This window comes from Pantoea sp. YR525, assembly GCF_900116775.1.
Taxonomy (GTDB): domain Bacteria; phylum Pseudomonadota; class Gammaproteobacteria; order Enterobacterales; family Enterobacteriaceae; genus Pantoea; species Pantoea symbiotica.
In genome coordinates this window covers 85,893-100,133 of sequence record NZ_FPBU01000012.1, presented here as the reverse complement: position 1 = coordinate 100,133, position 14,241 = coordinate 85,893, and the positions used below count along the sequence as shown (strand labels likewise).

12 protein-coding genes are annotated in these 14,241 nt (G+C 56.3%); 3 read left to right on the top strand and 9 right to left on the bottom strand.

Going from position 1 to position 14,241, the window contains the following annotated elements; translation table 11 throughout:
• The first annotated feature begins 26 nt into the window (after positions 1 to 26).
• Positions 27 to 974, top strand: coding sequence for a fatty acid biosynthesis protein FabY (fabY, locus tag BM323_RS21580; RefSeq protein WP_008109787.1), 948 nt, complete (start codon positions 27 to 29; stop codon positions 972 to 974).
• Positions 975 to 1,025: 51 nt separating this feature from the next.
• On the opposite strand, the gene BM323_RS21575 is transcribed toward fabY, so the two are convergent.
• From BM323_RS21575 to BM323_RS21565, 3 genes are all read right to left on the bottom strand, one after another.
• Positions 1,026 to 2,705: an AsmA family protein gene (locus BM323_RS21575; protein ID WP_008109785.1), complete on the bottom strand. Its 1,680-nt coding sequence runs from the start codon at positions 2,703 to 2,705 to the stop codon at positions 1,026 to 1,028.
• Between the two features lie 122 nt (positions 2,706 to 2,827).
• The gene (locus tag BM323_RS21570) at positions 2,828 to 4,213 is read right to left on the bottom strand and encodes a nucleobase:cation symporter-2 family protein (protein WP_008109781.1); all 1,386 of its coding nucleotides are present in this window, start codon (positions 4,211 to 4,213) and stop codon (positions 2,828 to 2,830) included.
• A 92-nt stretch (positions 4,214 to 4,305) separates the two neighbouring features.
• Positions 4,306 to 5,241, bottom strand: a complete 936-nt coding sequence (locus BM323_RS21565; protein ID WP_008109778.1) for a quinone oxidoreductase family protein — start codon at positions 5,239 to 5,241, stop codon at positions 4,306 to 4,308.
• 70 nt (positions 5,242 to 5,311) lie between these two features.
• Here BM323_RS21565 and BM323_RS21560 point away from each other — a divergent pair, with 70 nt between their 5' ends.
• Complete coding sequence (locus BM323_RS21560) at positions 5,312 to 5,797, top strand: MarR family winged helix-turn-helix transcriptional regulator (RefSeq protein WP_008109777.1); 486 nt, start codon at positions 5,312 to 5,314, stop codon at positions 5,795 to 5,797.
• On the opposite strand, the gene recG is transcribed toward BM323_RS21560, so the two are convergent.
• Genes recG through gmk form a run of 5 tightly spaced genes read right to left on the bottom strand, consistent with a single transcriptional unit; the run spans position 5,794 to position 11,656 of the window.
• Entirely contained in the window at positions 5,794 to 7,872 is a 2,079-nt protein-coding gene (gene recG / locus BM323_RS21555) for an ATP-dependent DNA helicase RecG (RefSeq protein ID WP_008109774.1), read from the bottom strand. The genes BM323_RS21560 and recG overlap by 4 nt on opposite strands.
• Positions 7,869 to 8,564 (bottom strand): tRNA (guanosine(18)-2'-O)-methyltransferase TrmH, encoded by a 696-nt coding sequence (gene trmH / locus BM323_RS21550; RefSeq protein ID WP_008109772.1) that lies wholly within the window; start codon positions 8,562 to 8,564, stop codon positions 7,869 to 7,871. The genes recG and trmH overlap by 4 nt, the downstream gene beginning before the upstream one ends.
• A gap of 3 nt (positions 8,565 to 8,567) precedes the next feature.
• A complete protein-coding gene (gene spoT, locus BM323_RS21545) occupies positions 8,568 to 10,679 on the bottom strand; it encodes a bifunctional GTP diphosphokinase/guanosine-3',5'-bis pyrophosphate 3'-pyrophosphohydrolase (protein WP_008109771.1) in 2,112 nt (703 codons plus the stop codon).
• Positions 10,680 to 10,699: 20 nt separating this feature from the next.
• The gene (gene rpoZ / locus BM323_RS21540; RefSeq protein ID WP_007885265.1) at positions 10,700 to 10,975 is read right to left on the bottom strand and encodes a DNA-directed RNA polymerase subunit omega; all 276 of its coding nucleotides are present in this window, start codon (positions 10,973 to 10,975) and stop codon (positions 10,700 to 10,702) included.
• Between the two features lie 57 nt (positions 10,976 to 11,032).
• Positions 11,033 to 11,656 (bottom strand): guanylate kinase, encoded by a 624-nt coding sequence (gene gmk, locus BM323_RS21535; RefSeq protein WP_008109768.1) that lies wholly within the window; start codon positions 11,654 to 11,656, stop codon positions 11,033 to 11,035.
• A gap of 240 nt (positions 11,657 to 11,896) precedes the next feature.
• Between gmk and ligB the strand changes: the two genes are divergently transcribed.
• Complete coding sequence (gene ligB, locus BM323_RS21530; protein WP_008109767.1) at positions 11,897 to 13,642, top strand: NAD-dependent DNA ligase LigB; 1,746 nt, start codon at positions 11,897 to 11,899, stop codon at positions 13,640 to 13,642.
• On the opposite strand, the gene BM323_RS21525 is transcribed toward ligB, so the two are convergent.
• The gene (locus BM323_RS21525; RefSeq protein WP_008109765.1) at positions 13,580 to 14,197 is read right to left on the bottom strand and encodes a trimeric intracellular cation channel family protein; all 618 of its coding nucleotides are present in this window, start codon (positions 14,195 to 14,197) and stop codon (positions 13,580 to 13,582) included. The genes ligB and BM323_RS21525 overlap by 63 nt on opposite strands.
• Positions 14,198 to 14,241: the final 44 nt, after the last annotated feature.

Sequence of the window (14,241 nt, the reverse complement as noted above, 5' to 3'; positions counted from 1 at the left end):
CAAGCTCCGAACGAGAGAATCACTTTATGTATCATCTTCGCGTACCGCAAACGGCGGAAGAGCTGGATATGTATTACCAGTTCCGCTGGGAAATGTTACGAAAGCCGCTGCGTCAGCCGCAGGGTTCTGAGCGTGATGCCTGGGATGCGCTGGCACATCATCAAATGGTGGTGGATGAGCAGGGCAAACCAGTGGCGATCGGCCGTCTTTACATCAACGCCGAGAACGAAGCGGCGATTCGCTTCCTCGCCGTGCACCCTTCCGTGCAGGGCAAAGGTCTTGGCACGCTGGTGGCGATGACGCTGGAATCGGTTGCGCGTCAGGAAGGGGCGAAACGCGTCACCTGTAGCGCGCGTGAAGACGCCGTCGAATTCTTTGCCAAACTTGGCTACGTCAATCAGGGTGAAATCACTGCGCCGCAAACCACGCCGGTGCGTCACTTCCTGATGATCAAACCAGTCGTGACGCTCGACGATATTCTGCATCGCGCCGACTGGTGCGGGCAGCTGCAACAGGCCTGGTACGAACACATCCCGCTGAGTGAAAAAATGGGCGTGCGCATTCTGCAATATACCGGGCAGAAATTCGTTACCACCATGCCTGAAGCGGGCAACCAAAATCCTCATCACACCTTATTTGCGGGCAGCTTGTTCTCGCTCGCCACGCTAACCGGCTGGGGTTTGATTTGGCTATTGCTGCGCGAGCGTCATCTCGGCGGCACTATTATTCTGGCGGATGCGCATATTCGCTACAGCAAACCGATTAGCGGCCGTCCGGGCGCGATTGCCGATCTCGGCTCGCTGAGCGGCGATCTTGACCGTTTGGCACGTGGCCGCAAAGCGCGCGTGCAAATGGAAGTGGAGCTGTTTGGTGATGATGAGCTGGGCGCGGTATTCGAAGGCGTGTATATCGTGCTGCCCGCCGATTCGGACGGGGCGCTGGAAGAGGGCGGTTCCGGCGCCCGTATCAACTAGCATGTAGGGTCGCCATTCATGGCGACCTTGTTATTTAAACTCACTGAACCCTTACTGAACCTGCCCGCCCCGCATCGTCTGTTGCAATGACTGCGCATCGGTAGTCACCGACAACGTACCATCCACGCTTGGGCGCAGTGGCGCGCTGGCGTTCAACGAACCTTTCACCTGCAGCTGCAAATTACTGTTCCCGCCCAACTGCAGCGTTGGCCAACCCCAATTTCCCAGCACGTTTGCCGGCACAGCCTGGCCTTTCAGATTCAGCGTCAGCGGACGTTGCGCATCCTGCCCAACCGTTGCTGAACCTTCCAGTAAACCGCTGCCGTTAAAGGCGCTCAACTCCGTTACCTGAATCTGCTGGTCATTGGCATTCAGCGCAATGGATGGATGACGCAGATCGGTACGATTGAAGGTGGCTTCAGCCGCGTTGAAGCTCGCTTTACCGGCCCAGATTCCCCATTGATGTTGACGCGCCAGCAGCAGGTTATCTGCACTGCCATCCAGTGACGTCATCTGGAACGGGAACGCTGGATTGATATCAATAATCAGATTACGGTTAGCGGTGGCGCGCGTTATCAGCACGCTATCCAGCCAATCCGGTAAGGTTTGCTGCCAGCGTTCACGCCAGTTTTGCGGCAAGGTATATTCCAGCCCGGCGACGGCCAGTTCATCCAGCGTCAGACGTTTATCGCTGCGCGTCCAGTTGCCGCTGGCGCGCACCACGCCATTCACCCAACGCGAACTGAACTGTGTCAGCGCTATGCCTTGCGGCGAAAGGTCGGCATTGACGATAGGATCGTTGAGCTCAAAGCCACCGTTAATAAAATTCCCGGCGTTCATGGAGAGTGAACCGCCATCGCTTTCCCAGTCATCGCCGCGCAGGGTGACATTTTTCAGGGTTAAATCAAGATCGGTCACCGCCCAATCCGGTCCTTGCAGGCGCGCATCGGTCATATCCAGACGGTTGATGCTGACTGAAGGCACATCGCGCAGCGGATTGAGGAAGTCGCTCAGGCTTTGATGGGTTTGCAGGCGGATATCGTTGAGGCGCAGTTGGTCGATCTTCCAGTTACCCTGCGCATCGCGCTCGGCGTTGCCGGTCATCGAACCACGCGCCAGATCGGCGCCGATATTGCTCAGCACCAGACGACGTTGCTTAATGCTGCCCTGCAGCAACACGTTGTTGCCCGGCACGCCATCCAGCGTCAGAGTGCCGGCGCTGATCTGGAACTGCGCGTCGCTGCCCAGCACGTCGTTAGGCAGCGGTTTCCACGGCAGAAGACCGCCGTTGACGCGCTGAGCGGTCATCGGCAAAGCGCTATGCGGATTCTCAATACGCACATTATTCAGCTGCAGGCGATTGGCCTGAATGGGCAGCGTGGTATCGGGCGCTTGATTAGCCAGATTGATTTCACCGTCGCGTATTTCGATGCTGTTGAAGTGCAGCGGATCGCTGAACTGAACCAGCGCAAGTCCGAGATCAACGCGTTTCGCCACCAACACGGCGGGCTGGCCATCATGGCCAAAGCTGAAGTCATCGAGAATGATGTGCGAAGGGGAGGAGAAGTCGTGCTCAATCTTGCTGAGAGAGAGATGCCAGGCGGTTTTATCGCTTACCCAGCGGCTAAACCAACCTGCGCCCCATTGTGTTTGCAGCAACACATACAGCACTACCAGCGCCAGCAGAATTAGCAGCAGTAAGGTAAGGAAAAACTTGCCTAAAAATTTCATCGCACTCATCCATCCCGATATTTATCCGGTGAGTGGTTGTTATGCCTGAATTACCGTTACAGCTCAACAGCCTGGATGTAAATGCGGATAAATATCAGGCAGGCCGAAGCCTGCCGTCTGGATTACTTTTCTTGCGGGAAGATCAGGTTCAGCACGATGGCGGTAATACCACCGGCCGCAATACCAGATGAAAGCAGGGTTTTCAGCCAGTCCGGGGCAAATTGCAGAATCAGCGGCTGCTGAGAAACGCCCAAACCTACCGCCAGCGACAGCGCGATAATCATGATGGCACGACGATTCAGCGGCTCGCGTGAAACAATGCGCACGCCAGATGCAGCGATGGTACCGAACATCACAATGGTCGCGCCGCCCAACACAGGTTCTGGAATGTGCTGCACAAAACCGCTTACAGCCGGGAACAGGCCAAGCACGATCAGCATCAGCGCCACGACAAACCCCACATAGCGGCTGGCAACGCCGGTAAGCTGAATCACGCCATTGTTTTGGCCAAAACAGGAGTTCGGGAAGGTATTAAACAGAGCCGAGACAAAGGAGTTAAGCCCGTTTGCCAACACGCCGCCTTTCAGACGCTTCATATATAGCGGACCACTCACCGGCTGTTCGGAAACATCAGAGGTCGCGGTGATGTCGCCAATGGTTTCCAGCGAAGTCACCATAAACACTAACATCAGCGGGATCAGCAGATTCCAGTCAAAGCCCAGGCCGTAATAGAGCGGCGATGGCACGGCAATCAGCGGCTGATCGGCTGGCGTGCTGGTGGCGGGCAGCATGTCCAGCGCCCAGGCCAGCGCATAACCTACCGCCATTGCGATTACCAGCGAAGCCACGCGCAGATAAGCATTACGCTGACGATTGAGCAGGATAATCACCACCAATACCGAAGCCGCCAGCAATAAGTTTTTCGGGGCACCGAACGTGTGATCGCTCATCGCAGCAAAGCCGCCGCCGATAGAGGTCAAACCGACCTGAATCAGCGACAGGCCAATAATCATCACCACAATGCCGGAAACCAGCGGCGTAATGATGCGGCGCGCCAGGTGCAACACGCGTGAAAGCACCATTTCGGTACAAGACGCCACCATCAGCGTGCCAAACAGCGCCGCCATCATGGTTGGTACATCGACGCCACCGTTTTTCAGCGCCATTCCGCCCATGATCAGCGGCGTGACGAAGTTAAAGCTGGTGCCCTGGATCGACAACAGTCCGGAACCCACCGGTCCCCAGGTTTTGATTTGCAGAATCGATGCCACGCCCGAGGCAAACAGCGACATGCTGATGATGTGCTGCGTATCCTGCGCCGGTAAACCCAGCGCCTGGCAAATTAATAGCGCGGGCGTAATCACCGCGACAAACATCGCCAGCAAATGCTGACAGGCAGCAAACAAGGTTTGTGGTAACGGTGGACGGTCTTCGAGGCGATAAATCAGTTCACTTTTCGGGCTTGCAGCGCTGGCAGGCTGGCGAGTTTCAGCGGTGTTGACGGACATGGTGGACGTTCTCAATTACAACAAAGGGGCGATTTTAAACGGTTGCGCTGTGAAAGCAATCGTTTGCAATGCCCCTTTTTACTTCCGTTGATCTAGAGCGTAAACACCGTGCGGCAGCGGCTGTCATCTTCCTGCCACGCCAGCGCGACGTCACTCAGCGGGCGCATCTGGAAGGCGATGGAAAAATCGCTCTCGGCAGCGGCCGCTAGCATTTCTCCGATGCAGGCGATCAACTCTTTATCCGACACGCTGCCGAGCCCGCTGCCCATTAATGTCAGCCCGGAGGAGCGCAGCAGTTTGCTGTGCAGGGTAATCTCCTGTCCGCTCAACGAACCGATTTGCACAAAGCGCACCGTTTTCTCACCGCCTGCCACGGCGGCCTGCATGATATCAAGCGCGCTCTGACCCCAGAGATAATCCAGCACTACATCAATGCCTTCTTTCATCAATGCCGGTAATGCGCCCGGTAATTCATCCAGCGTTAAAGTGAGGTCAGCGCCCTGCGCGCGCAGTTGCTCCAGCGCGGTGCGATTACGGCCGGTAGCGATGATTTTTCCTGCACCCAGATGCTGCGCGATACGTACTGCTAAACCGCCCGACGTGCCAGTTGCGCCATTGATCAGCACGGTTTCACCGGCGCGCAGCTGAGCGCGTCGGGTTAGTGCCGCCCAGGATGACATACCCGGATTCGCCAGCGCGGCGGCCAGCACCGGATCCAGTGTGGCCGGCAACGAAATGATGCTTGCGGCGGGCACTAAGGTTCTTTCCGCCATGCTGCCCCACGGCGCATTAAAGGCGAGGAAGTAAACCGGATCGCCATTGCTCAGCGTGCCGGTACCATCAATGCCGGTAATAAAGGGATAGTGCGCGGCCGCGCTGTAATGCGTACCGGCGGCGCGTGCTTTTGCCAACTGGCTGACGGCGGCGGCTTTTACTGTCACCACCACATGGCTTTCATCAGCCTGCGGTTCAGGGAAATCACCGTAAACCGGCAGTTCACCTGCCGCGGAAACAATCGCTGCTTTCATGCTTTCACCTTCAGTTAAGTGGAAACTATGTGTAATATGCACACATTAGGCTTGCCTCGGGATAACGTCAATGAAAAGTGTGCAAAATACACATAATAGTGCAGCATTCGATGATCTGCACAATGCGCTGCTGATGATTGTTGGAACCTTCAACCGTCCGCAACGTGATGAATTACTGATAAAAGAGTCGAATATTCAGCTCGATCGCGCGCTTTTTCCGCTGCTGATTCAGATCGGTCGCTTCGGCCCGATTGGCGTGGTCGAACTGGCGGAGCGTGCCGGGCGCGATTACACCACGGTGAGTCGTCAGGTGGCGAAACTGGAGGAGTTAGGGTTGGCGCAGCGGCAGAAAAATGCCAAAGACAAACGGGTGAATGAAGCGGTGATCACGGCAGCAGGTAAAGCGATGACCGACAAGATCGATGCGGCGCGTACGCAGATCTATCAGAACCTGTTTGCCAGCTGGCCGGATGAAGAGCGCGCCGAGCTGGCGCGTCTGCTGCAGAAGTTTGTCGGGGATTTTATTGCCATCGATAAAACCAAAACGGCGGATTAAGCGTTGCTGTAGCGCTCGGTTTCCGGCAGCCAGCGCTCAATCAGCGCCTGCGCCTGCTCTGGATAATGCTGGTGGATATGACGCGCCACGCGCTGAACTTCGGGAATCATGCCCTGATCGCGCAGCAAATCAGCCACTTTAAACTCGGCGTTGCCGGTTTGACGTGTGCCGAGCATCTCACCCGGACCGCGAATCTCCAGATCGTGCTGAGCAATTACGAAGCCGTCGTTGCTATCGCGCAGTACCTGCAAACGCTTCTGCGCGGTTTTGCTGAGCGGCGCTTTATACAACAACACGCAGTGTGAGGCGACAGCACCACGGCCCACGCGGCCGCGCAGCTGATGCAGCTGGGCCAAACCGAGACGTTCCGGGTTTTCGATAATCATCAGGCTGGCATTCGGCACATCCACGCCCACTTCGATAACCGTGGTGGCGATCAGCAGCTGGATTTCATTGGCCTTAAACGCCGCCATCACCGCCTGTTTTTCGGCGGGCTTCATGCGGCCGTGTACCAGACCAACCTGCAAATCGGGCAGCGCCACTTTAAGCTCTTCCCAGGTTGCTTCCGCCGCCTGCGCTTCCAGCACTTCCGACTCTTCAATCAGCGTACACACCCAATAAGCCTGACGCCCTTCGTGACAGGCGCTTTGCACGCGCGTGATGATCTCATTGCGGCGGCTGTCGGGAATCGCCACCGTGGTGACCGGCGTACGGCCTGGCGGTAATTCGTCGATGGTGGAGGTATCAAGATCGGCGTAAGCGGTCATTGCCAGCGTGCGCGGAATCGGCGTGGCGGTCATGATCAGCTGATGCGGATGGAAGCCTTGTTCCTCGCCTTTTTCCCACAATGCTAAGCGCTGATGTACGCCAAAGCGGTGCTGTTCGTCGATGATCACCAGCGCCATGCCGTTGAATTTTACCTGCTCCTGGAACAGCGCATGGGTGCCAACCACCATCGCGACCTGGCCGCTGGCGATGGCTTCCTGCTGAGCTTCACGCGCTTTGCCTTTCTGCTTGCCCGCCAGCCAGCCCACTTCGATTCCGAGCGGAGCAAACCACTGGCGGAAATTGTTGGCATGCTGCTCGGCCAGCAGTTCAGTCGGCGCCATCAGCGCCACCTGTTTGCCGTGCGCGATGACGTTCAGTGCCGCCAGAGCGGCCACCAGCGTTTTACCGGAGCCGACATCGCCCTGCACCAAACGCATCATCGGAAAATCGTTGGCCAGATCTTTTTCGATTTCTGCCACCACACGCTTTTGCGCACCGGTTGGCGAGAAGGGCAGCGCCGCCAGCAGCTGATCAACCAGCTCGTGGCGCGCCGTCATCGGCAACGCATGATGGCGCTGCGCACCGGCGCGTACCGCCAGCATGCTGAGGTTATGTGCCAGCAGCTCTTCCAGAATTAAACGTTTTTGTGCCGGATGGCGGCCGGTTTCCAGCTCGCTCAGACGCAAATCCGGCGGCGGACGATGCAGCGTGCGCAGTGCATCCGGCAGGCTAATCAGCCCGCCGCTTAGTTCAGAGGGCAGCAGCTCGGCAATCGGGCAACTCTCCAGCAGCGTCAACGCCTGGTCGGTGAGATTGCGCAGTGTCGCCTGGCGAATGCCTTCGGTGGTGGGATAGACCGGCGTCAGGGTTTCCTGCAGCTCAACGCCGCCTTGTTCGCCCTGCACGCGATACTCGGGGTGAATGATTTCAGCACCGCGCTGACCGCGTTTAATCTCGCCATAGGCGGTAACGCGACGGCCCGGCGACAGGCTGTTTTTCATCCCGGCATTGAAATTGAAGAAACGCATGGTCAGCATGCCGCTGCCATCGCTGATCTGGCACACCAACATGCGGCGGCGACCAAAAGTGATTTCGCTGCTCAGCACTTCACCTTCCACCGTGGCATAAACGCCCGGCAGCAGGTCATTGATTTTATACAGTTGGGTACGGTCTTCGTAGCGCAGTGGCAGATGCAGCAGTAAATCCTGAATGGTAAACAGGCCAAGTTTGGCCAGCTTGCCCGCCTGACTGGCGCCGACGCCGGTCAGGGTACTGAGCGGGATGGCATCCAGCAGACGGCCTTTCATTTTCTACCTGTCGATTGCATGGTGGCCCACCAAGCGGCGTCGGCTTCCACTTCGCCCTGGCCATTGATGTACGGATAAGGCAGATTTTTTTGTTTGGCGACGCGCGCCAGCACCGGATAACCGCCTTCAAACAGCAAACGCTGCTGCTCATCTTCATCCAGCAGGCTGTAGGTGCGTTGATACATGCCGGCATTCTGTCGCTGACGTTGCGCTTCATACAGAATCAGCGCGGAAGCCACCGAGACATTGAGCGACTGCACCATGCCGACCATCGGCACAATGATGTCCTGATCGGCCAGCGCCAGCGCTTCAGAAGTAATCCCGGTTTTTTCCTGACCCATCAGAATGCAGGTCGGTTTGGTGTAATCGATCTCGCGAAAATCTACCGCTTTGGCCGACAGATTGGTCGCCAGCACCTGCATGCCTTCATCCTTCAGATGACGCACCGCATCTGCAATATGCTGATGCGTTTTAACCTTCACCCAACTGTTACTGCCTGCCGAAGCAGCAACCATGGTGCGCATTCGCACGCTTGGCCAGACAGCGTGCACTTCATGAATGCCCACCGCATCGGCGGTACGAATCACCGCCGAGACGTTATGCGGTTTGTGCACCTGTTCCATGCAGACGGTGAGATCGTGCTGGCGCAGGGCCAGCATCTCCTGAATTCGGGCAAAGCGTTGAGCGTTCATCGACTAATTACGGTTGCGGTGAACTTTGATCACGTCCGGCATTACGCGGATTTTGCGCATAATATTCGCCAGATGGACGCGATCGTTCGCGGTGAGGCGGATAAAGGCGCTATACACGCGACCATCACGCTCTTCGGTATTCAGGCTCTGAATATTGGAACCGGCTGTGTTGATTGCCGCAGTCAGATTCGCCAGTGCGCCCTGATGATTGAACATGTCGACTTTAATCTCAGCGACAAATTCCTGATCGGTCACTTTATCCCATTCAACCGGCATGAACTTTTCAGGTTCTTTTTGGTAGCCGCGAATGTTACGGCAGGATTCGTGATGCACCACCAAACCTTTGCCGGGACTGACGTGCGCCACAATCGGATCGCCAGGAATTGGACGGCAGCATTTGGCGAAGGTAATCAGCACGCCATCCGCGCCTTTGATCGGCAGCTTTTTACGTTTGCTATTGCTCTGCGGCTCTTCATTGCCGGACTGCAGCAAGTTTTTCGCCACCACCACGCTCATGGCGTTGCCTAAGCCGATTTCTGCCAGCAAATCATCAATGGCCGTCAGCTTCATGCGCTCAAGTTCGTGCTGAATGTTCTCAACTGGAATCTCTGCCAGCTTCTTGCTGCCGCCGAGCGCGTGGCTCAACAGACGACGACCCAGGTTGACGGAGTCTTCACGCTTGAGGTTTTTCAGCAGCTGACGGATTTTGGCGCGCGCTTTCGAGCTGACGACAAAATTGAGCCAGGCAGCGTTCGGGCGAGCGCCCGGCGCGGTAATGATTTCAATGGTTTGACCGCTGGTCAGCGATTGTGACAGCGGGTAAGGCTGGCGATCGACGCGTGCACCGACGCAGGCATGACCGATATCGGTATGCACTGCATAGGCGAAATCGACTGGTGTGGCGCCAGCAGGTAATTCGACGATGCGGCCTTCCGGCGTGAACACGTAGATCTCGTCCGGGAAGAGATCGGATTTCACGCTTTCGATAAATTCAAATGAGCTACCGGCGCTTTGTTGCAGCTCCAGCAGGCTTTGCAGCCAGCGTTGAGCACGAATCTGCGCGGTGGTGCCGCTGACTTCGCCGCTCTCTTTATACGCCCAGTGTGCTGCCACACCCATTTCTGCCATCTGATCCATATCTTCGGTACGGATCTGCACTTCAACCGGCACGCCGTGCGGGCCAATCATTGAAGTATGCAGCGATTGATAGCCGTTAGCCTTGGGAATGGCGATGTAATCTTTCACGCGTCCGGGACGCGGTTTGTACAAGCTGTGCATCTGTCCGAGCACGCGATAACAGGTATCCAGATCTTTCACGATGACGCGGAAAGCATAGATATCCATGATCGAGTGGAAACGCTGCTCTTTCAGGTGCATTTTGCGGTAGATCGAATAGAGATGTTTTTCGCGTCCACTTACGCGGCAGGGAATGCCTGCTTCCTGTAAGCGACCGTCGATTTCAGCAAGGATCTTCTGAATCATCTCTTTACGGTTACCGCGCGCCGCTTTCACCACCTCTTTAATCACGCGGAAACGGTTCGGGTAGAGCGCTTCAAAGCCGAGCTCTTCCAGTTCTGTTTTCAGGTGATGAATACCAAGGCGGTGCGCCAGAGGACTGTAAATCTCCAGCGTTTCCAGCGCGATACGGCGTTTTTTATCCGGACGTAACGCGCCGAGCGTGCGCATGTTGTGCGTGCGGTCAGCCAGTTTGATCAAGATGACGCGGATATCCTGCACCATCGCCATGATCATTTTGCGGAAGTTTTCAGCCTGCGCTTCTTTCTTGTCGCGGAACTTCAGCTTATCGAGCTTGGATACACCTTCCACCAGTTCGGCAACGCTTTTACCAAACAGCTGTTCCATATCCTGGTAAGTGGCGGGCGTATCTTCAATCACGTCATGCAGCAGCGCCGCCATTAGCGTTTCATGGTCGAGTTTCATCTCGGCCAGAATGCAGGCGACAGCAACAGGATGGGTGATATAAGGCTCGCCGCTGGAGCGTGTTTGACCCTCGTGGGCATCACGCGCGACTAGATAAGCTTGCTTGAGGCGCTTGATTTGCTCCTCAGGCAAGTATTTTTCAATCAGTTGATTGAGGCTTTCAAACAGATACAAGGGCGACCTGCGAAGTGCTGTTAACGACGACCTTCAGCGATAGCGGTAACGGCTTGTAACTCAGCGGCTTCCTGCTCATGCTGTTCCTGACGATCACGGACATCCAGAATCTGGGTAGTGATCAGACCTTCTTCGATTTCGCGCAGGGCGATAACGGTTGGCTTATCGTTCTCTTCCGGAACCAGCGCATCTTTACCGCCTACCTGCATCTGACGTGCACGACGTGCAGCGACCAACACCAGGTCAAAACGGTTACCAACTTTCTCTACTGCGTCCTGAACGGTTACGCGTGCCATAGGTGTGCTACTCCACAGATGATGAAGAAATGACTGGGCATAATACTGAAAGTGAATTCAGACTGCCAATAGTTTGCTGATTAAAGCATCATGTCGCGATTTTTGGCGACCCATACGCAGACGTTCTGCGCGAATAATGGTTTTCAGATCTGACAGCGCCAGATCGAAATCATCATTAACAATTAAATAGTCATACTCGGCGTAGTGGCTCATTTCTGCCACAGCCTGTTGCATACGACGGGCAATCACCTCTTCGCTGTCCTGACCGCGGCCACGCAGGCGACGATCCAACTCTTCGGTAGAAGGCGGCAGCACAAAGATACTGCGTGCGGCAGGCATTTTCTGGCGAATTTGCTGCGCACCTTGCCAGTCGATATCCAGGAATACGTCCACGCCGGTCGCCAGCACCTGCTCAATCGCCGCGCGTGACGTACCGTAATAATTGCCAAACACTTCCGCATGTTCGAGGAAGTCGTCTGTGGCAATCATGGTCTCGAATTCGGACTTAGAGACGAAAAAGTAGTGCTCACCATGAGCTTCACCGGGACGCACGCCACGGGTGGTATGAGAAATAGACACCTGCGTATCGTACAGCGGTTGTGTCTTTAACAGCGCCTGAATCAGGCTGGATTTACCCGCGCCGCTGGGGGCGGAAACTATATAAAGCGTGCCTTGAGCCATGGTTATCTTGAATTGAGTAAAGAGCGGAGTCGATTTCCTGCACAGTATACACGGCTTGGGGTGGTCACGCAGCGTTTGCCGCTTGGCTGAGGCAATTCTTTTTTCTGTGAAGCCGCGCCAGAGGCTGATGTAGCAAGCTGCAACAGCGAATTAATCTCTGGAATCTGCCTCCAGCGCGCGATTTTCATGGCTGGTAAATGGCTGCGCTGCGCTCTCCAATAGCGAAAAAGGAGAGCGAAGATGAAAGGATGTCTGAGTTTAATATGCTGCTTATTCAGCATCGGTTGCTGGGCCGAAGCGCTCTGCCCGAACTGGTCGCCGGTGCGTGCGGGGCAGGAAATCGCACAATTGCAAACCCAGTTACGACAATGGGATGACGCGTACTACCGGCAGGGCACCAATCTGGTGACCGATGCCGATTACGACAGTTTGCAACAGCGATTACAGCAGTGGCAGCGCTGTTTCACCCCGGCGCAAGCCACCTACGATGCACAACTCTCCACCGATGGCAGCACGCATCATCCGGTGGCGCATACCGGCGTGCGCAAACTGCGCGACAAGCTGGCTGTGGCGTACTGGATGCAGGATAAATCTGCGCTATGGCTGCAGCCGAAAGTCGATGGCGTCGCCGTCACCTTGGTGTATCGGCAAGGCCAGTTAGTGTCATTGATCAGCCGCGGCGATGGTTTGCGTGGCGAAGAGTGGCTGGCCAAATCCGCACATATTCCCTCCATTCCGCAGCGGCTGGATACTTTGCGTGAGGAAGTGGTGCTGCAAGGTGAGCTGTTTCTGCAAATGACCGATCATCAACAGGCGCGAGACGGCGGTAAGAACGCGCGTGCTCAGGTGGCGGGGGCGATGATGCGTCACGACAATAGCCCGCTGCTTGCGCGACTTGGCATCTTTATCTGGGCGTGGCCGGATGGGCCAAATTCGATGCCCGATCGTCTGGCGCAACTCACACAATGGGGATTTGGACTGGCGCAGAGCTGGAGCCGTCAGGTGAGTAATGAAGAGGAAGTCGCGGTGTGGCGCGATCGCTGGTTCCATGAATCATTGCCGTTTGTCACCGATGGTGTGGTGATCCATCAGTCACCGCTCAGCGCAGGGCGCGACTGGCAGCCTGGTCAGGGCAGTTGGTCAGCGGCATGGAAATATCAACCGGCGGAAGTCAGCAGTGAAGTGCTGTCAGTGGATTTCAATGTGGGGCGCACGGGCAAGATCGCCGTGGTGCTGAATCTAATACCAGTGCAACTGGAGGACAAAACGGTACGCCGGGTAAACATTGGTTCACTGCGACGCTGGCGTGAACTGGATGTGATCGCAGGTGATGAGGTGACGCTCACACTGGCGGGATTAGGCATTCCGCGACTGGAGCGGGTGATTTGGCGCGTGGCGCAGCGCGATTATCCTGCGTCGCCACTGGATGGCGAATTCAACGGCTTAACCTGTTTGCAATTTAGCGCCGATTGCCGGGCGCAGTTTTTGTCTCGCCTTAGCTGGCTAAGCCAGAAATCGGTACTCGATATTGCGGGCGTACAGCGCAGCAGCTGGCAGCGCCTGCTGGATAGCGGTGCTATCACTCATCTCTTTTCCTGGCTGACGCTGACGCCGGAGCAGATTGCGCAGGCTAATGGCATCACACCAGTTCGCGCGCAACTTATCTGGCACCGCTTTAACCTGACGCGCCAGCAGCCGCTGCGGCGCTGGGTGAGTGCGCTTGGCTTGCCGTTGCCGCGCGCAGCGTTACAGGCTTTACCGGATGCGCAGTGGTCGCAGTTGCTGACGCGAACGGTGGAAGGCTGGCAGCAGTTGCCCGGCATCGGAAGCGTGCTGGCGCAGCGCATTGTTATGATGCTGCAGGATGCGCACCTGCAGCAGTTGATTCACTATCTACAGCAGCAGGAGATCCCTGCCACTGACTCAATGTTCAGGATGGGGATAGTTGAAGATCGGCAAGCCGAGGCGGAAGCGCAGCGCCAGTAAGCGGGCGAAGAAGCCGAACAGTAGCGTGATGATCACCACCGCTTCATGCGCCAGCGGCGTTTTTAGCAGCAGGATGTACATCCAACCTGAGGCGAAAGCGATCCCGGCATACAGCTCTTTCTGGAACACCAGCGGAATGCGGTTGCAGAACATATCGCGCAGCACGCCGCCAAACACGCCAGTGATCACGGCGGCGATGGCGGCGATGATGGAAGCGTGTCCGCTATCCAGCGCGACCTGGGCACCAATAATCGAGAACACCACCAAACCCAGCGCATCCAGCACCAGAAACACTTTGCGCAGGTGCGTCATCAGCGGCGCAACAAAGGTGGTCACCACCGCAGCCGCAGCAACGATCATGATGTATTCCGGGTTCTTAACCCAGCTGAGCGGATAGTGGCCCAGCAGAATGTCACGCACCGAACCGCCGCCAATGGCGGTGACCGAGGCGATGATAATCACGCCAAACAGGTCCATTTTACGACGTCCTGCCGCCAACGCGCCGGTCATGGCTTCGGCTGTAATACCAATAATATAGAGAACGGTTAATAACATAGAGCACTCCAATAAATTGGCGGCAAGGCTAAAGATTTCCCAGA